The sequence below is a fragment of the Cellulomonas sp. JH27-2 genome (assembly GCF_014837175.1).
In the GTDB taxonomy this organism is placed as follows: Bacteria; Actinomycetota; Actinomycetes; order Actinomycetales; family Cellulomonadaceae; genus Cellulomonas.
This window is the reverse complement of record NZ_JACYFR010000001.1, coordinates 538,535-558,420: the sequence shown is the minus strand read 5'-3', so window position 1 is coordinate 558,420 and position 19,886 is coordinate 538,535. Positions and strand designations below refer to the sequence as shown.

Below are 19,886 nucleotides of genomic sequence, written 5' to 3'. Positions count from 1 at the left end.
AGCGCAGTGTCTGCGCGAGATCTTGACAGTGGCAGTGGCAGTGGCAGCGGTGGGGGCGTGGTTTTGTCTACGGCGTGGCCGGATGGGTAGGTGGAACGCGTCGCTCCGCTTGGCGAGGTGGGTCGACTTGGCGGCAGTTCTAGCCGTACTGGCGACAGGATGGGCCGCGCTACTCGCCCTCTGTCGGTGAGGGTCGGTGCGCGACGCCGAGGTACCAGCCTGTTGCCAACGCACCGGCCAGCAGCACGAGGGCCGAAACCAGCATTGAGGTCGGGATGCCTAGCGTGGCGCCACCGATGGCGATCGTGACGCCACTGAACCGCCCTGGGTTGCTTGGAGGCTCTTGACCTTGGAAACGAGGATGGAGCCATGCCGAAGGATCTGTCGAAGGGCAAGCCGACTACACGTCGGTACTCGCAGGAGGAGAAGGACGCCGCGGTCCGCATGGTCCGCACGCTGCGCGCCGAGCTGGGCACCGATCACGGGACCGTTCATCGGGTCGCGAGCCAACTCGGCTACGGCACCGAGTCGGTCCGGCTGTGGGTCCGCCAGGCCGACATCGACGACGGCAACGCGCCTGGCGTCAGCACGTCGGACAACGCCCGGGTCCTCGAGCTCGAGCAGGAGGTTCGTGAGCTGCGGAGGGCGAACGAGATGGCGGATTCAAGCGGTCAGTGCAACGAGTCCTGTGAGATGAGGCAGTCGCTGAGCACAGGAGGATCCGGATGCAGGGCAAGCACGGTCATCTCAGCCGGGAGCAGAAGCAGCTCGCGCTCAGGCTTCACGCGAGAGGCTGGCGGCTGGTCGACATCGCAAAGGAGATCGGCTGCAGCGCGCCGATGGTCGGCATCATGGCCCGCACCGGCCGGCACCTCGATGCCAAGCCGTTCGGCTGGAAGCCCCGCCCTGGCCAGCTGACCATCGACGAGCGTGAGCAGATCATGCTCGGGATCAACCGCGGCGACACGTTCACCTTGATCGCCGAGCAGCTGGGACGGGCGGTGTCGACGATCAGCCGTGAGGTCAAGCGCGGCGGCGGCCGGGCCAGCTACTCGGCCTGGCATTCGCACGAACGTGCTCGCGAGCAGGCCCGTCGCCCCAAGCCGTTCAAGCTCGCCTTGGGCCGGCTCCTTACGGAAGTGGCTCGTCGGCTCGAGCAGCTCTGGTCACCGCAGGAGATCGCTGCCCGCCTACGGTTGGATCACGCCGCCGATCCGGAGATGCGCGTGAGTCACGAGACGATCTACCAGTCGCTGTTCATACAGGGACGAGGCGAGCTGCGCCGCGAACTGGCACGGTGCCTGCGGTCCGGACGAGCCGCCCGCAAACCGCGCGGAACGTCCGACGGCCGCGGACGCATCCCCGGCATGGTCATGCTCAGCGAGCGTCCGGCAGAGGCCGACGACCGAGCCGTGCCAGGCCACTGGGAAGGCGATCTGATCCTCGGCGAGGGCAGCCGCAGTGCCGTAGGCACCCTGGTCGAGCGCTCCACGCGGCTCACCTTGCTGCTGCACCTGCCCGATGGGAAGAGCGCGGAGCAGGTCGAGGTCGCGATGCGCGCCACGATCAGCACCCTGCCGGCCTCCTTGGCGCGGACGATCACCTGGGATCAAGGGGCCGAGATGTCCAAGCACGCCGCGTTCACCACGGCCACCGGTATCCCGATCTACTTCTGCGACCCCCACTCGCCCTGGCAGCGCGGCAGCAACGAGAACACCAACGGGCTCCTGCGCCAGTACCTGCCTAAGGGCACCGACCTGAGTCTCGTCAGCCGCAAGCAGCTCGACGCGATCCAGGACAGCCTCAACGACCGACCGCGCAAGACGCTGAACTATCTGACACCATCAGAGAAGTTCGCAGAACTCCTTGCGCCCACCGCTTGAATCCGCCGATCCTGAAGCGGGCCGCGAGTTTCTTCGGGGCGGAGCTCGACCGCCAACACAAGAGGTAGTCGCCTTCATCGACGCCAACGCTTCGGCGCTCGTCGAAGGTCGCAGGCTCGGGGTCGAGCCCATCTGCGAGGTCTTGCAGGTGGCTCCGAGCACGTACTACGCGGCCAAGTCCCGAGCGCCCTCCAAGCGCGCGACGCGCGACGCCGTGCTGCGCCCCGCGTTGCGGCAGATCTGGGATCAGAACTACCAGGTCTATGGCGCCCGCAAGCTCTGGAAGGCTGCCGCCCGGGCCGGCTGGGACGTCGGGCGGGACCAGGTCGCCCGTCTGATGCGCGCCGAGCAGATCACCGGCGCGCTGCGCACCAAACGGGTCCGCACGACGCGCCGCGACCCGCTGGCAGCCCGGCACCCGGACCCGGTCAAGCGCGACTTCACCGCACCGGCGCCGAACCAGCTGTGGGTCACGGACCTGACCTACGTGCCGACCTGGGCCGGGGTCGCCTACGTCTGCTTCATCGTCGACGTCTACTCACGCATGATCGTCGGCTGGCGGGTCGCTGCGCACATGCGCACCGAGATGGTCCTGGACGCTATCGAGATGGCCCGCTGGGCACGCGGCACCCGCGTCGACGGGCTGAGGTGTCACAGCGACGCCGGGTCTCAGTTCACGTCCATTCGCTACGGCGAACGCCTGGCCGAGATCGGTGCGACGCCCTCGATCGGGACCGTCGCCGACTCCTATGACAACGCCCCGGCCGAGACCGTCAACGGCTACTACAAGGCCGAGCTCATCCGCGGACCAGCCCGTTCAGGCCCCTGGAAAACCGTCGAGGACGTCGAGCTCGCCACCCTCGGCTGGGTGCACTGGCACAACACCACGCGCCTGCACGGCTACCTCGGCGACATCCCGCCGACCGAGTTCGAGAAGAAGTTCTACGCTGCACAAGGGAGCGACCAGACCCTGGTCGAAATCCCATAGCCCGAGTCTCCAACGAACCCAGGGCGGTTCAGTTCAACGACCTCGCAACGCGCTATTCAGCCCTCATGCCCGACTGGGACAACCAACTAAACCCCCTGCCGCCCGACCAGATTCTCCCCGGCGACGTCAAACATCACTGGACGTGCGGACACGGGCATCGGATGGAAGGCACAGCCGCGAATCGTGCTGCAGTTGGCGGATGCTCGAAGTGCCCGACCGCCGATCGTGTCGCCGTCGAGCTTTCCCGCGCGGCGCGACGCGGGTCCGAGTCTGGCGCGAGTGAGAAGGACATGGCGTGAGGAGCGTCCGGCGTCATAACTTCGTACACCTGTGCGGGGGTCGGCGAGTGCGTTGCATCGGTGAACCGGCCACCAACTTTCGCGTCGCTAGGGGACACTCAAGAGTGAGCGCCCGTAGGCCTACGGGCAATCAGGAAGCAAACAATCGTGCTGACAACGATTATTGCTGGAAGACCCAAGACAATGGACCAGAGTAGAAACGTCAACGCTGGGCTAGGTATGCAACCGAAGCCGATCCCGCTGCACGTACCGTCTGGATTCTCGTGCGGAAGAAATGCGAACACGATCCCACAGGTGATCGCCGGCAGGAGAGCTGTAAAGCACAACGCAATAATGTATGGTCGCGCTCCTCGCACGATTCCCCCTCAGTCACTCCGTTAGCGCCCCTGATAGGCGTGAGCGTGGCACAAGATCGCCGAGCCGTCTAGGCGGCGCACAAGGCCGGCGCTCCCACCCACCCTCGCCTACCGGCGCGCCCAGGGGACTGCTGGCGAACAGAGTTGCAAAAAAGCCACCGCGCGCTCGCGCTGTTGGGTGACTCTCCCACGCGAACCACCTTCATGGCTGCATCTGTTCGGGTGACTGCGCCTCGACTTGCCCCCAAGGCATCCCCGACGCCGATACGTTCGGCCTGCTCACACCGATCCAGGGGGGAAACGTGCACAGAACCCGCGCCGTCGCCATGGCTGTCGCTCTACTCAGCGCCATATCCGCGCTAGGCGTTCCAGCAGCTGATGCAGCAAACAACCCGTCCGCAATATGGGACAGCAGTGACTGCACTAAGAACACGATTGCGTCGAACGACGATGGATATAGCGATCGAGTAGAGCTTCCATTCGATGTGAACTTCTACGGCGAGACCTATGGCGCGCTCTGGGTGAACAACAATGGCAATGTCACGTTCGACGGGCCCATGTCTACGTACACACCCTTCGGCCTGGCCGACACGGCAACGCCCATCATCGCACCTTTTTTCGCTGATATCGATACCAGGGGGGCGGGGTCGGGGCAAACGACCTTCGGCTATGGGCAAACAACATTCGAGGGCCATGCGGCATTTTGCGTCAACTGGCTGAACGTAGGGTACTACTCGGGCCACACCGACAAGACTAATAGCGTCCAACCGCTTCTTGTGTCACGCCCAGAAAGTGGACAGGGTGCGTTCGACATCATATTCAACTACGACCGCGTCGAGTGGGAGACCGGCGACGCGTCGGGCGGATCGAACGGATTCGGCGGCACGCCTGCGCGTGCTGGATTCTCCAGCGGGACCACCGTCGTCGGCACGAACACGGAGCTTCCTGGGTCCGGCGTTTCCGGCGCGTTCCTCGATAGCAGTCCGACGGGCCTCGTTCATGGGCGTCTAGGCTCGAGCGTCGATGGAAGATATGTCTTCGGTGTCCGCAACTCAGGAATCGTAGCGGATACATATGTCGCGATGGGTGATTCGTTTCAGTCGGGCGAAGGCGCCTTCGGTTACTTCGTTGGAACGGATTCCCCGGAGTACAACCTTTGCCACCGTGCCCCCTCGGCGTATCCTCAACTGCTCGTGAGTGACGGTGTCGTACGACTCAACCTTGACTATCGCGCCTGTTCCGGGGCGGTGATTTCCAATGTCCTTAACGGGCAGTGGAACGAAGAGCCTCAGATCAACGCACTCAGTTCGTCGACACGACTCGTCACGCTTGGCGTGGTGGGCAACGACCTGGGCTTCGGCGACATTGTGACCAGATGCGTCGCCGAGAACGCTGCTGGGACAGTGGCCGTACCGTTCATCAATCAGTTCGCCGGAGCTTGTCGGAATATCGAGAACGGGCGAGCCGAGACTGCTATCGACTCGCTTACGTCGGGCCAGTTGCGGCGTGATCTCATGTCTCTCTACCGTTTGGTTCGCGCCAAGGCGCCGTACGCACGCATCGTCGTGGTTTCGTACCCGCAGTTCTATCCGGGCGCGGGCAGATTCACGACGCCGTGCGCCATTGTTGGTGGCGCGGACCAGCGTTGGCTTAACAGCCTCGTGACACGCGTCGACAGGGAGATTGGCGAAGTCGCCGCCATCGCCGGAGTCGAGTCCGTCAACATGGCGGAGGTGCTCGACGGTCATGGCATGTGCGACTCGGATCCCGGTATGAACGGGATCCTTCTGGATGGAAAGACTCCGAAGCGTGAGTCTTTCCACCCCAACCATGTTGGGCACCGCTTGATGGCAGACAAGATCGAGGCGACTCTTCAGACCGACATTCGTCCCACTTTCGCGATACTTCCGAACCAATACGTTACGAAGCACTTCCCGTCCAGGGGCAACCGTTTGATGTCAACGTTGCGTGGCCTGGAAGCGACGTCGTAACCACACTTGTCTCGCCTTCCGGAAAGGAGTACACCCGTCAGTCACCGGGTTCCGCGGAACACGCGAACGGTCCAACATACGAGTACTGGCGCATTGTGGATCCTGAGCCCGGCGATTGGACTATCCGGGTCTTTGGAGCTGATGTTGCGCCGGCAGGCGAGGACGTCACTCTCTCGATGATGGAGGAACCCGTCGCGAATATGATCCCGTCCGCCTCCGTTTCTGTTAAGGGTAGCGGAATGTCGTACACTTTCGATGCGTCTAACTCGAAAGATCATAACGGATCCATCGCGAAATATGAGTGGACATTCGACGACGGGACTTCCGCTGAAGGGGCCATCGTTTCGCACACGTTCACGGCCGAGGGGAGCCACGCAGCAAATCTCGTGGTGACTGACGACGATGGCGATGAAGGGTTCGCGAACAGTTCGATCATTACGGCGACCGCCGCGACTCCTGCTCGACTTCCGGCGATCTACTCGGGCAGCAGCTTGTCGCTAACGAACTCGGTCACGACGGTAGGTGGTGACGTGATGGTTCGGGGCGACGTGACGTGTAATAGCGGCGCGTCGGTTGGCGGAGACCTCGTCGCTACTGGCGATGTCTACCTCACTAACACGTGCCACGTCGAAGGGAGTATTCGCAGCGGCGGTTCCGTCACCATGAACTCATCTGTTCGTGTCGATGGCGACATCGATGCCAAGAATGCTGTTAGCCTAACGCGCGGCGTTCGGATCGCCGGTGAGGTGCGTGCAGGTTCTGTGGGGGCGACCGATGGGACGTCTCTCGCTGCTCTGATCTCTTCCGGAGCAGTTGGCGGGGTGGTGACGGGTGCTACGGCTGCTCCGCTAGCGCTCCAAGAGCAGGCAGTGGTTCCGGTCGATCCGAGCGCATATCCGTCGAGCGTATGGAAAACCTGGACAAACTTTGTCAACGAAGTCGCTCGTAGTGGCGCCGCGCCTTCCTGGTCGCCTGGTCTCACCACGGCTCCGGGCTGCGTGATTTCGCCCTCTCCGGCATCTGTAAACACGTCTTCGGTGCTCCTATCCGGCAGCTCGGTGATCGATGCACGCCAGCCAACGTCTGGGTGCGCGACGGTGTCGCTGCAACAACTGACGCTCAGGTTGACAGGAGATGTGACAATCCTCGCGAGTTCGGCGCGTTTGATTAACGGAGTGCGCGTCGAGTCGGCTGATGGGAAACCCCACCAGTTCACGATCGCAGTCCCAGGAGCGTCCGGGGTGATCGCAGTCCCGAACGGTCTCACGACCGATGCGCGGATATCTGTTACTCTTCGCGCGCCTGGCGAAGTGTCGATCGAAGGTCACTCTGACATGCGTGGGGCGATTTCGGGCGGCGCGGTGAAGATGACCGGATCAGCCGCAATCCGCGATTAGCCTGTTCCCAGGGGCGCCTTCCTCGAGGTGCGGCGGGCGCCCCTGGGCGACTGGTTGGTTCGGGCGTTGGACCTTGTGGAGCTGTTCGAGTGCGAGGCCGGTGCGTTCGAGTCCTGCTTGACCAGCTGCGCGTCCCGCGCCAATGCCAGTCATGGCGGGTCCTGCGCATGCTCTTGGTGCGCGGCGCGCTGGGGACCTGCTGGGCTGCCATCAGCGGTGCGGCCCGCTACGCCCAGGCGTCCTCGCCCGCCCACACGACGGCCCTTCAAGGCGCGCGCACCCGTAGATCTCCGAGCAGCACGCACTGTTGGCCGGTGCGACCATCCCCCAGAGGCAGACGGCCCGTCGCTATAGCCCGGTGAGTACCCTCCCGAGTAAGGCGCGCCCGTGCGCGCCGTGTAGTTTCGCCCGCCTTCTCTCTCCCAAGCCGCCCGGATCCAGAACGGCGGGGCCCGTCCGCCGATCGTGTCGTCGTCGAGCTGTCCCGCGCGGCACGAAGCAAGGCCGAGCTTGGCGCGAGCGAGAAGGACAAGCCGTGAGGAGCGTCCGACGCCATCACTTCGTACACCTGGGCGGGGGCCGGCGAGTGCGTTGCATCGGCGAACCCGCCGCCACCTTTCGCGTCCCTCTGGAAGATGGCACCGCCCCGCTGTTCGGGATCTGGTTTCGGATCGCCCCCTATACGTGTGCAATCACGGCGGTAACTCCCAGCCCGCTCTGGGGCCGAGCCGTGTGATGTTCAGCGACGTTCTCTAGCCTTCGATGGAGCGCGGCGGTCCCGGTCTCAGCAGCCTTGCCGGTGAACCTATCGAAGGGCATGCCCACGGCGAGGCGGTTCGTCTATGGCGACAAGGACGCCGAAGTCCGCGAGGTGCGGACACTGCGGACTTCGCCGAGCACCGAAGCGGGCCGTGCGGGGTCGAGAGCCAGTTACCTATCGACGGGTTCGGCGAGCCTGAGCGTGGCCCGGCCGACGTTGCCGAGGAGAACGCGCCGCGGATGAGCAAGTCGCATCACGCGCCGTCGCGGGAGCTCAAACGGAGAACCGCGGGCTAGTCTCAGCGCGCAACCACACGCGCTCCGTACATGGCCGGCAGCTCACCGCATACGATCTGACTCGGATTCCGCGGGAAGCGGTCGATCCGGCGCCGTGAATGGTAAAGGCACTGATCAGAGCGTTGGGCGCGGAGCGGATGCGTAGGCCGTGCAAACTTCGCTGTCTCACCGGGGGAGTCTTGAACGAGTACGAAAGTTGCCAACCAGCGGAAACGCAACGTCGAGCATGCAACCACTCGTGCCGGCCTACAGCCGGCTGGTACGACGACCCTCGTCGTCCCGGCCGGCTGCGTTGGTGGGACGGCTCCGCGTGGACGTCGCAGGTCCAGCTCGCTCCGTCGGGCGGCGCGGCAGCGGTCGCCCCGCGCGGCGTCCGCCTCCGGCGGCCCGACGAGCCTCGGACGTACTCGCTCCCGCCCATCACGGACTCCCGGTACGACGGTGTGCCGCAGGCCGACCAGCTCCGCGCCGTGATGGCGCGCTGGCAGGACGCCGAGGGGGACGTCTGCGTCCCGGGGGAGCTCGTCACCGCGCTCGAAGCGGTCACGCAGACTCAGCGTCGTGGTGGGTCCGCGAGCGTGCTCCAACGCTTGGCGGGGCGTGCCGCGGCCACGTCGCTGGCGTACGCGGTCGAGGCGCCCGGGATCGCCGGGTGGGCGCCGGGCAGCGACGAGGCGTGGTGATCCGCATCGAGTCACGGGAGTGAGGAGCCGAGCCCGACAGCAGCTCCGGAGTCGACCGTCGCCGTGCCGTACGCGGGATACGAGGACGACCAGCCGCGCTCGGCGCCGTTCAGAGCGGCTGGCCGCGGGCGGCGTGGCGACTCAGGGGGGCGGATCCGCCGACGGAAGCGTCGCTCACCCGTGTCCGAGATCGCGCGGGGATGCGTGGCCATGGCCGCGGCCGGGCTCTATGCCCTCTATGGCGGCGTCGACGGTGCGTTCTCGGCGGTCGTTCTCGTGCTGTTCACGGTGTTCGGGCTCGCGGTGGTGATCCGAGGGGTCCGTCGACTCGTCCGCTCGCGCGGGCCGTCGAGTGCCGGTGGGGGACCGGCGCCCTCGGGAAACGTCGCGGATCTGTGACGCGTTTCACGGCCCCCGGCGGAAGGTAAAGGAAACTCCAAAGGTTAAACTGGACAAGCGTCCAATCAACGGTGGTGACCGCGGTACAGGACCGCGGATCGGGCCGTGAAGGAGTTGTCCACCATGCCTCGGGTCCTGCCCCGTGCCGCGTCCGCAGCGGCACTCGCTGCCGTCCTCGCGATCGCACCGGCTGCCGGAGCTGTCGCCGTGTCGTCGATCTCGACCGGTAAGCCCTATGTCTCGACCGGCGGTTCCGACGGGCCGATTCCCTACACTGTGGACGCCACGGGCATCACGTTGCCCGCCGGCTACCAGTTCGACGACAACGACGACCTCAACGTGCACACCGGGAACGGCGAGAGCGGCGAGAGCAAGAATCTCCACCTCGAGAAGCTCAACAACCAGCCCAGCGGCGAGTGGATCGGGAAGTCCTTCATCCCATGGTCGGCCTTCGGGCTGAGCGGCTCGTTCTGCGTGACGTGGGTCCAGATTCACGGCTTCAACGAGCACTTCGGCGAGGGCGGGCAAAAGCCCGTCTGCGTCGAGCCCGAGCCCACGCCGAGCCCGACGACCGATCCCACGCCGAGCCCGACGACCGAGCCCACGCCGAGCCCGACGACCGAGCCCACGCCGAGCCCGACGACCGAGCCCACGCCGAGCCCGACGACCCAGCCCACGCCGAGCCCGACGACCGAGCCGACAGGCGAGCCGACGACCGAGCCCACGACGGAGCCGACGACCGAGCCGACAGGCGAGCCGACCGCCTACCCGCAGCCCACGCCCACGGGCGACCCCCTGCCCGAGCCCACGACGGAGCCGACGACCCAGCCGACAGGCGAGCCGACCGTCTACCCGCAGCCCACGCCCACGGGCGACCCCTTGCCCGAGCCGACGATCGAGCCGACCGGTGGAACCGGCGGCGGCAGCGGCTCGGACGGCGGGGCCACCGGCGGCTCCGGCTCGAGCGTGACAGACACCGACCCGGCTCCGGTCACCGAGGTGCTGGACGACCCGACCCCCGACACCGTCGCGGCGTCCGAGGGCACCGACGAGGAGCTTGCTCACACCGGGACGTCCGTGACGCAGGTGGTCGAGCTGACCCTGGCGACGATCTTCCTGGGGGCGGTGCTGCTGACGGCGAGCTTCGCCGCGCACCGCCGGACGCAGATCGTGCCGCTCCAGAAGAACTGATCGCGCTGACGGCCGCGTGTCGCGCAAGGAGATCTTGCGGGGCGCGCGGTCGCGTGCGTCCGGACCGTAGTGCGCTGACCAGTACGGACATGGGCAGGGGTAAGGGCAGCCTCCCCTGAAAAGCGCCCTGACCTGCGGGTTAGCCAGCCCTTCCTTGCTAGGCGGGGTGGTGGGAACGGGTCTAGCGTCGGTCGGGTAACGCCTCATACCCCACTGTCGGAGGTCATCGTGAGCACGCTGATGGAGATGCCTGCGGTCACCGAGTGCTCGGTGTCCGGCTGTTCGTACAACGACCACTCGAGCTGCCACGCCGCGGCGGTGACGATCGGTGGCAGCGCCGGTGACGCGTCGTGCGCGACGTTCATCCCGCTCGGCACGCGCGGCGGCCTCGACAAGGTGGTCACCCACGTGGGTGCCTGCCAGCGCGCGGAGTGCAGCCACAACTCGTCGCTCGAGTGCACGGCGGACTCGGTGCGCATCGGCGCCGGGCACGACCACGCCGACTGCCTGACGTTCAGCCCCGCCTGACGGCACCTGCTCGTCAGTGCGGGCGGGCGATCTGCCTCAGCTCGCGGACGAGCTCCGCCGCGCTGGGGACGAGCGCGCGCTCGCCGGCGACGAGTGCGGGATCCTGCGCTCGACGCTCCGCGGCGTCGTCGAGTGCGGGGAGCGGGTCGACGTCCGTCCCGCCGAGGAACGCCGCGAGCAGTGCGCGCGCGGCCTGCGAGTAGACGCCGCCGGCATCGACGGCGACCTCCGCGATCATGAGTGCCGTCGTCGCGACGTCGAGCGCGGCCGGTCCGACGAGTGCCGAGCTCCATCCGGCGAGGACGGGCCCGCGCTGCTCGGTCAGGATGATGTTCCCCGGGTGCAGCTCCAAGTGCAGGACGGCATCGCCGGCGTCGCTGCCCGCGGGGGCGGGGACCGCATGGAGCCGGACGTGGAGGTCCGCGAGCAGCTCCGCTGCGTCGTGGATCGACGTCTCGTCGGCGGCGAGCGACTGGAGCAGCGTCGGGCCGTGCAACCGCTCCATCACGATGTCCGAGGCCGCGGCCGCGAGCACGGCAGGTGCCGGGAAGCCGTGGGAGACGACGTGGCGGACCAGGTCCGCCTCCCGGGTCGCGTCGACGTCGTCGCGGTAACGGCGCAGAACGCGCGCCTCGTCGACGGCGAAGACATCGGCGAACGTGCCGGCTGCGAGCAGCGGACCGGGGTCGGGGTGTCCGACGAGCGCCTCGTCGGAGTCCTTCGGGTCGACCGGCACCGCCTGTGCGCGCGGGTCCGTCGGCGAGGTGGGGTCGCCAGGGGCAAGTCCTGCGGGAGTCATGACTTGACCGTAAGCCGATCCGCAGCCTTTGTCAGGTGGTCGCCCGTCCGGGTGGCTGCAGCCCGCGTGAGCCATCCGCAGGCCATGGCCCGTTCACGGCTCGGTCAGCATCGGCTCAAGCGTGCGACCAGCAGCTCCGCCTCGTCGGCATCGTGTGGCACATCGACGCTGCGGATCCGCACCGGGCAGCGGGTCGCGGACCTCACGGGTTCGTCGGCGACGCGGGCCTGGATCTCCCGGCGCAGCACGGGTGTCAGGTCGACGTCGTCCAGCCCGCCCCGCTCGAGCACCGCGAAGACGCCACCGCCGAGCGCCGCCATCGGGTGCCCCGACCCGTAGGTGGAGGTCAGTGCCGCGCCGACAGCGGCCGACCGGGCCAGCCGCACGGGCGGGGTGACGGCCCGCGCGGCGACATCCACCACGAGCAGGCGGCCCGGCTCGGGGTGCTGCGCCGCCTCGGCCAGGCGGACAGCGAGGTACTGGCCCGTCGGCAGCCCCGACTCGGGGTCGCGGCAGGGCCCGGCGACGACGGCGCCCGCCTGGGCGTCGGCCCACCCGCCGGCCAGGGCGCGCACGACCGTCGGGGGCGGGTCGTGCGGGCCGAGGACGCGGTACAGGCAGCCCACGTCGTCGAGCGCCTCCTCGATGCCGACGCCGATCTCGCCGCGGGCCCGGCCCAGGTTCCAGGCGGAGTCGCGGGGATCGTCGCCGATGGCCACCGCGTAGGCGAGGTCGTCGGCCGCCTGATGGTCCCAGTCGGATGCGCGCCGCCAGACCGTCGCGATGCTGGCGTCGCGCCAGCGCTGCGTCAGGTCTGCCGGGAGCAGGGCGCCGCCGAGGCGCACGTGAGTCGTCACGACCGATGAGAGGCGGCGCGTGGCGCGGCGTGACGCCATCGCCAGCTTTTTCACCCACCCGGCCGTACGTGGAAGGCGGTTCACCCGATTCATCCGGTATGGCAGGCTGTTCGGGGCCACAACGGCCGAGGACGAGGAGTGGCGTGACCATCGATGCCGGCACCGAGGACGGCGTCCGCGAGGACGCCGAGCTCATCGCTGCCGTCCGCGGGGGTGACGTCGAGGCCACCGGCGAGCTCTACCAGCGCCATGCGGGCGCCGCACTCGTCGTCGCGCGCCGGTACACGAACTCCGCCGCGGACGCCGAGGACGTGGTGAGCGACGCCTTCGCCGCGACGTTCCTGGCGCTGCAGCGCGGCAACGGGCCCGACGTCGCGTTCCGGGCCTACCTGTTCACCGTCGTCCGCCGCGTCGCGGGGCTGCAGCGCGACCGCGCTCGTCGGGCCGAGCCGACGGACGACGTCGCGAGCCTCGAGGCCGGGACGGCGTGGGCCGGCACGGCCGAGGAACCGGCCCTCGAGGGATTCGAGCGGGGCGTCGTCGCGCGCGCCTTCCACACCCTGCCCGAGCGGTGGCAGGCAGTCCTGTGGCACACCGAGGTCGAGGGGCTGACCCCCGCGCAGATCGCCCCGATCCTGGGGCTGACCGCCAACGGCACCGCCGCTCTTGCCTATCGCGCGCGCGAGGGCCTGCGGCAGGCGTACCTGCAGCAGCACCTCAACGACCCGCTCGACGCCGGGTGCCGTGCTGCCGCGGGCAAGCTCGGTGCATACGTGCGCGGGGGCCTCGGCACGAGGGAGAACGCGCAGGTGCAGGCGCACCTCGACGAGTGCGGCGAGTGCCGGGCGCTCGTCCTGGAGCTCGCCGACGTCAACCACGGGATGCGCGCGGTCATCGCGCCGCTGGTCCTGGGCCTCGCCGGGATGGGTGCGCTGGCTCACCTGCTGCCCGTCGGTGGCGGGTTGGCGGCCGGCGCAGCGGCGCTGGGCGGGCACGCGCACGCCGGGAGCGGTGCGGCTGCGGGTGCCGGTGCCGGGGGTGCGGCTGCAGCCGGGGCCGCGGCGGGTGCCGGTGGTGCCGGGGCCGCCGGAGCCGGGGCCGTCGGCGGGATCGCCGCTTTCATCGCGTCCATCCCCACGGCCGCCGTCGCGGTCGCAGCGGGTGTGCTGGTCCTGGCCGGCGTCGCGACGGCCGCCGTGATGGGGCTGAACGACGGCGACTCCGATCCCGGCGCGGCGGTCCCGACGCCCGGTGCCACGTCGACGCTGGACCAGCCGGGCCCGACGACCACTGCCGTCACCGCTGCGCCGTCGTCGGCCGCCCCGACCACCGCACCGAGCGGCCCGGCCGCGGTGCCGCCCACAAGCGTCGTCGTGCCGGGTGGCCCGACGGCCGCACCCACGGGCGCGCCGACGACCGCACCCACGTCCGGACCCGGGCCCACGGACGCGCCGACGACCGACCCGACGGCGCAGCCGTCCGCGGAACCGTCGAGCGAGCCGACGTCGCAACCCACCTCAGCCCCCACGTCCGAACCCACCAGCGCCCCGACCTCGGAGCCCACCTCCGAGCCCACGACCGAACCCACGCAGCCGCCCGCCGCACCGGCGGCGCTGTCGGTGGTGGTTCCCGACGGTGGGCTGGCGCTCGACGCGGGGCTCGACGACCAGGAGCTGTCGATCGTCGTCGCCAACACCGGAGGCACCGCCGCGTCCGACCTGAGCGCGGACATCCAGCTGCCCGACGGCGTGAGCCTGGCGGGTGTGCGCACCGTGGTCGCGCAGGCCGTCGCCGGTCGTTTCGCGGCGCCCGTGCCCGCGGCTTGGGCCTGCGACGAGCTCGGCGACAGCGGTCTGGTGCACTGCACGCTCCCCACCCTGGCTCCGCAGACCACCGCGCAGGCCACGCTGCGGGTGTCCGTCGACGAGTCGTACGACCGCGGCGACGGCACGCTGTCCGTGCGTGTCAGCGGCGCGGGCGTCGACTACCCGATCGCGCCGGTGACCGTGCGGATGCGACCCGCGCCCGCGCGGATCGCGACGGTCGCGCCGCTGGCCACGAGCGACGCGCCCCTCGTCCTCGAGAGCGGCCGGGACGTGCCGGTGACCATCGCCGTCCGCAACTACGGGGGCACGGCCAGCGTGGCGCCGGGAGCGTCGGTGCGCCTCGCCCTGCCGCCCGGGACCACCTGGCGCCCGAAGGACGGGCCGTGGGCGTGCGTCGAGGCGGGCGACGAGGCGCGCGCGGTCGCCAGCTGCTCGGTCCCTGACCTCGCCGCCCGGGCCACCGCCCCGCCGCTCGTGCTCGAGCTGCGCGCGTCCCGCGCGAGCGTCGGCGGTGCCATGTCTGTGACGCTGGGTCCGGCCGGTCGCGCGACGCCCACGGCGGTCGACGTGCCGTACGTCGTGCAGCTCGTCCCCGCCCACCTGACCCTGACCGGCGACGACGCGGTCGAGGTGCCGGGCGGACGTGACGCGGCCGTCGACCTGACCGTCGGGAACACGGGCGAGGCCGACGCGAGCGACGTGACCGTGTCCGCGACGCTGCCCGACGGCGTGACCTGGGCCGCCACCGACCCCGCCGGGTGGACCTGCCCCGTCCCGGCCGGCGCGGTGCTGACCTGCACGCGCGACACCCTGGCCGGCGGTGACTCCGTGCCGCTCACGCTGGGGGTGCGTGGTTCGCCCGGCAGCGTCGGCGACCTCGGGGACCTCTCCGTCCGGGTCGAGGCCGACGAGGTGGCGGCAGCCGAGCACGTCGTGCAGGTCGATGGCGTCGCCCCCACGCTCGCCCTGGTCACCGACGAGCGGTCCGTCGTCGTGCAGCCGGACGGGCGTGTGCAGCTGTCCTTCTCGGCCGTGGTCGGCGATGCGACCCGACCCAGTGGCGCCGACGCCGCCGACGTGCGCGTCCACGTCGCGCTGCCCGCGAACCTGCTCGTCGACACCGACGCACCCGACGCGCAGACGCCCCGCTGCGTGCCCACCGCCGACCGGCGCGGCATCGACTGCGCGCTCGGTGACGTGGCGGACGGCTCGGCGGTGCCCATCCTCGTCTCGGCCCGCCTGCGCCCGTATGCCTCGGACGTGAGCCGGGTGACGCTCACGGCGCGGGCTATCGGGGTGATCGCGCCGGCGGCGGCGACGCTGAGCGTGCCCGCGCAGTCGTCGGCCGGCCTGAAGGTCGCCTACAGCGCGTCGGGCCCCTACGGCGTGACCCTGGTGGGGGCGCCGCTGCTGTCGTGCGCGCGGACGGGGAGCGCCGCCAAGGCGTGCAAGGACGTGCTGAGCGCGTCGTCCGGCAACAACAACAACCAGTCGATGCTCCCGCTCGACGACGCCCCGGCCCCGACGCCCCGGCCGAGCGTGCCGGTCTCCTCGTCGTCGCAGCTGGCGCTGCCGAACGGTGCGAAGGTCGCCTGGGCGGGCTTGTACTGGGCGGCGAACAAGGGGCCGAAGGACCAGTGGAGCGGCGGCACGCTGTCCGCGCGGCTGCGGGCGCCCGGAGGCGAGTACGCCGCGGTGCGCGGCACGGCGCTGTCGACCGTGACCGACAACGCCGGGCGCGCGTACTACGAGTCGGTCGCCGACGTGACGTCGCAGGTCGCCGCGGGAGGCCCCGGTGCGTGGTCGGTGGCCGACGTGGCCGTCGCGAGCTCCCGCACGGACTCCGACCCCAGCTACTTCGCCGGGTGGGCGCTCGTGGTCGCGTACGAGATCCCTGGCGGTGCCGACACCACCGTGACCGTCTACGACGGCGGCGCGTGGGTCGGCACCTCGAGCACCGCGCCGCAGTTCGCGTTCGCCGCGCCCGAGGGCAGCCGCGCGACCGTCGGCGTCGTCGCGTGGGAGGGCGATGCGGGCACCACCGGCGACCAGCTCACGCTCGCCAGCCGGTGCACCGACGCCGGGAAGCCGACGGCGCTGACCCCCCGGCGCGCGTCCGGCATCGGCTCGTCGGGGAACGCGTTCGACTCCACCGCGACGGGCTGGCGGCTCGCCGACGGGACCGGCTCGCCTTGGTCGCCCGTCAACTCGCTCGGCACGGACGTGAAGACGTTCGTCCCCGCGTCGCTGACCTGCGACGTCAGCACGCTGGCGGCATCCACCACCGGCGACCAGTACCTGATCGGCGCCGTGACGCTGCAGACCGAACCGGCGCAGATCGGCCAGGCGGCGCAGGCCCGGTAGCCGGCTCGGTCGCTGGTCAGTCCGTCGGTGCGACGAGCCGCAGGTCGGTCAGCCGTTCACCGACGCGCCGGACCTCGTCGGACGCGCCGGGCACGAGCGAGAGTGCGGTGATCGTCTCCGCCCCGGGGAGCGCGTCGACGGCCAGCTCGTGAAGCGCCTCCGCGGCCGCGGCCAGGTCGGCCGGCGACGTCTCGTCGGGCACCGTCACGTACAGCACGAAGCCGGCGCGCGGACGCGGTGCGGGTGCGGGCAACGGGGCTGGCAGTGCCATGAGGATCTCCGGGTGTGCGGTCCGCCGAGGCGGCAGGGTCGGGCGAGACGGGCGACGTCAGGCCGGACAGCGCATCGCAGGTACGCGCACGGCAGACGCCGCCGTGGCGTAGTGCGAGGAACGGATCACCCGATGACCATCGCACACCCCGGACGCGGACCCCAAGGAATTACCGCACCCGTCTCATCCCGTGGTCCGTCGGACGGGCCCGTCAGACCACGCCGTACAGGCGGTCGCCCGCGTCGCCCAGGCCCGGCACGATGTACGCCTTCTCGTTGAGGCGCTCGTCCACCGACGCGACGACGATCGAGACGTCGGCCCGGTCGCCCACGAAGTCCTCGACCACCTTGAGGCCCTCGGGGGCGGCGAGCAGGCAGACGGCGGTGACGTCGCGCGCGCCGCGCTGCAGCAGGTAGTCGATCGCGGCCACCAGGGTGCCGCCGGTCGCGAGCATCGGGTCGAGCAGGAAGCACTGCCGGCCGGACAGGTCCTCGGGGAGCCGGTTGGCGTACGTGATCGCCTCGAGCGTCTCCTCGTCGCGCTGCATGCCCAGGAAGCCGACCTCGGCGGTGGGGAGCAGGCGGGTCATGCCGTCGAGCATGCCCAGCCCGGCCCGCAGGATCGGCACTACGAGAGGGCGCGGCGTCGCGAGCTTGCGACCGGTCGTCGTGGTCACCGGCGTGGTGATCTCCACCTCGCGCGTGTGGACGTCGCGCGTCGCCTCGTAGGCGAGGAGCGTGACCAGCTCGTCGACCAGCAGGCGGAACGTCGCCGAGTGCGTGGACTCGTCGCGCAGGACGGTGAGCTTGTGGTCGACCAGCGGGTGGTTCGCGACGTGCAGGCGCATGGGGCCAACCTACCGGCTGTCCCACGATCCGGACGGGTCGGCGCGGTGCGATCAGCAACCAGCCGCACCTGCGACGCGTGGGGCTGATGGGACCGCTGACACCCCACGCGTCGATGTCCGTCACAAGCGCGGCTGGTTGCTGCCGTGCGGCGGCCGGGATCGGGGATCATGTCCCCATGAGCACCCGCCCACCGGCCGCGGCCGACCTCGCGGCGATGGGCGAGGCCCTCGCCGAGGCCCGGCTGGCGCTGGAGACCGGCGACGTGCCCGTCGGTGCGGTCGTGCTGGACCGCGACGGCGTCGTCGTCGGGCGGGGCCACAACACGCGGGAGGCGCACGCCGACCCGACGGGCCACGCGGAGGTCCTCGCGCTGCGCGACGCCGCCGCCACGCTGGGCCGCTGGCGCCTCGACGACTGCACGCTCGTCGTGACGCTGGAGCCGTGCCTCATGTGCGCGGGCGCGACCGTGCTGGCCAGGGTCCCGCGCCTGGTCCTGGGCGCGTGGGACCCCAAGGCGGGCGCGTGCGGGTCCCAGTGGGACGTGGTCCGCGACCGGCGCCTCAACCACCGGGTCGAGGTGGTCGGGGACGTGCGCGCGCAGGAGTCGTCAGCGCTGCTTCGCGGCTTCTTCGAGAGCCATCGGCAGGAGCCGGGCCAGGGCGCTGAGGGTCTCTGACGTCCCGGCGTGGAGGGTCACCGCGGCGTAGCGGTCCCCCCGCGTGGTGCCGCGGTTGACGATGGCGATCGGCTTGTCGGCGGCAGCCGCGTGCCGGACGAACCGCAGCCCGGACTGCACCGTGAGCGACGAACCGGCCACCAGCAGCGCGTCGCCCTCGTCGACCATCGCGTACGCGGCGTCCACCCGCGGGCGCGGCACGGTCTCCCCGAAGTAGACGATGTCCGGCTTGAGCATGCCGCCGCACACCGCGCAGCCGGCGACGACGAAGTCGGCGGTCTGCTCGATCACGGCGTCGGCGTCGGGCGCGATCTCGATGTCCGCCACCGCCTCGGGAGCGAAGTGCGGATTGAGCTCGTCGAGCCGCGCGGCCAGCTCGCGGCGGCTGATGACCGTGCCGCAGCTCAGGCAGACGACGCGGTCGTAGCGGCCGTGCAGGTCGATGACGTTCCGCGACCCCGCGGCCTCGTGCAGCAGGTCGACGTTCTGCGTGATGACGCCGACGACGACGCCCGCCTCCTCCAGTCGCGCCAGCGCCCGGTGCCCCTCGTTGGGCTGCGTGCGCCGCACGTGCCGCCAGCCCACGTGGTTGCGGGCCCAGTAGTGCCGCCGGAACGCCTCGTCGCCGGTGAACTGCTGGAACGTCATGGGCGTGCGAGGGGGAGAGTCGGGCCCGCGATAGTCGGGGATCCCGGAGTCCGTCGAGAGGCCGGCCCCGGTCAGCACCGTGAGGCGTCGCCCGGCCAGCAGCGCGACGAGCTCGTCGAACTCCGTGCGCGCGTCCATGCCGTCCACGGTAGGCCTGATCACACGACCTCGATCCTCGTGCGGAGCCCGGGCGCCCCGGCGAGCCGTGCGTCGCGGGTCAGGAGCGGGCAGTCGAGCCCCTCGGCGAGCGCGACGTAAACGGCGTCGTACGACGAAACGTTCGCGCGGAGCTCCCATGCCCGGCCGAGCAACGGTGCGATCGGCCAGCGCCGCACGGGGATCGCCTGCAGATCGGCGATCGCGGCAGTGCCACGGCCGGCGCTGAGTCGTCCCGACAGGTCGGTGCGCCGGATCTCGCTCGCGACCTCGACGTCGAGGTGCGCCGGCGCGTGCAGGGCACCGCCTGCGCGCAGGCGGTTGACCACCTCGTCGGGGTGGAGCAGGAACGTGACGACCACCGATGCGTCGACGACGAGCACTACCGTGCGCCGAGCTGGTCGTCGCGTGCCGCCCGCTCCTCCTCGAGCTGCTCGACCACCACCTCGAGGGCCGGCAGATCTGGCGACGGGTGGACGAGGTCGTAGGTGCGGATCCGCTCAGCGATGCTGTCGAGCGTCGGCTCGTCGGCCAGCCGCGTGAGCTCCGTGAGCAGGAAGTCGGAGAGCGACCGCCCCTGACGAGCCGCCCGTGCCCGCAGCTCGCGGTGCACCTCGTCGGGAACGTGCCGGATCTGCACCATCACCATCACGCCACGCTACGTTGCATG

At 70.0% G+C, this 19,886-nt stretch carries 16 protein-coding genes, 3 pseudogenes and 1 other annotated feature; of the genes and pseudogenes, 12 read left to right on the top strand and 7 right to left on the bottom strand.

The window, feature by feature from the left end; translation table 11 throughout:
- Positions 1-369 precede the first annotated feature (369 nt).
- The 10 genes and pseudogenes from IC607_RS02680 to IC607_RS02640 all read left to right on the top strand — a co-directional run.
- A pseudogene (locus tag IC607_RS02680) lies at positions 370-657 on the top strand (transposase); the annotation flags it as partial.
- Positions 658-725: 68 nt separating this feature from the next.
- Positions 726-1,883: an IS30 family transposase gene (locus tag IC607_RS02675; protein WP_191785433.1), complete on the top strand. Its 1,158-nt coding sequence runs from the start codon at positions 726-728 to the stop codon at positions 1,881-1,883.
- A gap of 8 nt (positions 1,884-1,891) precedes the next feature.
- Positions 1,892-2,871: pseudogene (locus tag IC607_RS02670) on the top strand (IS3 family transposase); the annotation flags it as partial.
- Positions 1,906-2,040, top strand: a sequence feature (AL1L pseudoknot). It overlaps the preceding pseudogene by 135 nt.
- A 957-nt stretch (positions 2,872-3,828) precedes the next feature.
- Entirely contained in the window at positions 3,829-5,517 is a 1,689-nt protein-coding gene (locus IC607_RS02665; RefSeq protein WP_191785432.1) for a nidogen-like domain-containing protein, read from the top strand.
- A 179-nt stretch (positions 5,518-5,696) separates the two neighbouring features.
- Positions 5,697-6,914, top strand: a complete 1,218-nt coding sequence (locus tag IC607_RS02660; protein WP_225224302.1) for a PKD domain-containing protein — start codon at positions 5,697-5,699, stop codon at positions 6,912-6,914.
- A 1,154-nt stretch (positions 6,915-8,068) separates the two neighbouring features.
- Positions 8,069-8,308, top strand: a pseudogene (locus IC607_RS17765) (DUF2510 domain-containing protein); the annotation flags it as partial.
- A 105-nt stretch (positions 8,309-8,413) separates the two neighbouring features.
- On the top strand, positions 8,414-8,653 hold the full coding sequence (locus IC607_RS17590) for a hypothetical protein (RefSeq protein WP_255502231.1): 240 nt from the start codon (positions 8,414-8,416) through the stop codon (positions 8,651-8,653).
- Positions 8,654-8,833: 180 nt separating this feature from the next.
- Entirely contained in the window at positions 8,834-9,052 is a 219-nt protein-coding gene (locus IC607_RS02650; protein ID WP_191785429.1) for a hypothetical protein, read from the top strand.
- Between the two features lie 123 nt (positions 9,053-9,175).
- Positions 9,176-10,243 carry a hypothetical protein gene (locus IC607_RS02645; RefSeq protein ID WP_191785428.1) on the top strand — a complete coding sequence of 356 codons (1,068 nt, stop codon included), beginning with the start codon at positions 9,176-9,178 and terminating at the stop codon, positions 10,241-10,243.
- 228 nt (positions 10,244-10,471) lie between these two features.
- Positions 10,472-10,771, top strand: coding sequence for a DUF1540 domain-containing protein (locus IC607_RS02640; RefSeq protein WP_191785427.1), 300 nt, complete (start codon positions 10,472-10,474; stop codon positions 10,769-10,771).
- A 13-nt stretch (positions 10,772-10,784) separates the two neighbouring features.
- On the opposite strand, the gene IC607_RS02635 is transcribed toward IC607_RS02640, so the two are convergent.
- Together IC607_RS02635 and IC607_RS02630 are read right to left on the bottom strand one after the other, a co-directional pair.
- Positions 10,785-11,570 (bottom strand): phosphotransferase, encoded by a 786-nt coding sequence (locus tag IC607_RS02635; protein WP_191785426.1) that lies wholly within the window; start codon positions 11,568-11,570, stop codon positions 10,785-10,787.
- Positions 11,571-11,674: 104 nt separating this feature from the next.
- Positions 11,675-12,466: a hypothetical protein gene (locus tag IC607_RS02630; protein WP_225224301.1), complete on the bottom strand. Its 792-nt coding sequence runs from the start codon at positions 12,464-12,466 to the stop codon at positions 11,675-11,677.
- A 104-nt stretch (positions 12,467-12,570) separates the two neighbouring features.
- Between IC607_RS02630 and IC607_RS02625 the strand changes: the two genes are divergently transcribed.
- Entirely contained in the window at positions 12,571-16,617 is a 4,047-nt protein-coding gene (locus IC607_RS02625) for a sigma-70 family RNA polymerase sigma factor (protein ID WP_191785425.1), read from the top strand.
- 16 nt (positions 16,618-16,633) lie between these two features.
- Here the strand turns inward: IC607_RS02625 and IC607_RS02620 are convergent, their stop codons facing one another.
- Together IC607_RS02620 and upp are read right to left on the bottom strand one after the other, a co-directional pair.
- A complete protein-coding gene (locus tag IC607_RS02620) occupies positions 16,634-16,888 on the bottom strand; it encodes a hypothetical protein (RefSeq protein WP_191785424.1) in 255 nt (84 codons plus the stop codon).
- A gap of 211 nt (positions 16,889-17,099) precedes the next feature.
- Complete coding sequence (upp, locus tag IC607_RS02615; RefSeq protein ID WP_191785423.1) at positions 17,100-17,735, bottom strand: uracil phosphoribosyltransferase; 636 nt, start codon at positions 17,733-17,735, stop codon at positions 17,100-17,102.
- A 176-nt stretch (positions 17,736-17,911) separates the two neighbouring features.
- Here upp and IC607_RS02610 point away from each other — a divergent pair, with 176 nt between their 5' ends.
- Complete coding sequence (locus IC607_RS02610) at positions 17,912-18,412, top strand: nucleoside deaminase (protein ID WP_225224299.1); 501 nt, start codon at positions 17,912-17,914, stop codon at positions 18,410-18,412.
- Here IC607_RS02610 and IC607_RS02605 read toward each other — a convergent pair.
- From IC607_RS02605 to IC607_RS02595, 3 genes are read right to left on the bottom strand one after another with little or no spacing between them, the layout of a single operon-like run.
- Positions 18,344-19,198, bottom strand: coding sequence for an NAD-dependent protein deacetylase (locus IC607_RS02605; protein WP_191785422.1), 855 nt, complete (start codon positions 19,196-19,198; stop codon positions 18,344-18,346). The genes IC607_RS02610 and IC607_RS02605 overlap by 69 nt on opposite strands.
- 20 nt (positions 19,199-19,218) lie before the next feature.
- Entirely contained in the window at positions 19,219-19,599 is a 381-nt protein-coding gene (locus IC607_RS02600) for a type II toxin-antitoxin system VapC family toxin (RefSeq protein ID WP_191785421.1), read from the bottom strand.
- On the bottom strand, positions 19,599-19,865 hold the full coding sequence (locus tag IC607_RS02595; protein WP_191785420.1) for a hypothetical protein: 267 nt from the start codon (positions 19,863-19,865) through the stop codon (positions 19,599-19,601). The genes IC607_RS02600 and IC607_RS02595 overlap by 1 nt, the downstream gene beginning before the upstream one ends.
- Positions 19,866-19,886: the final 21 nt, after the last annotated feature.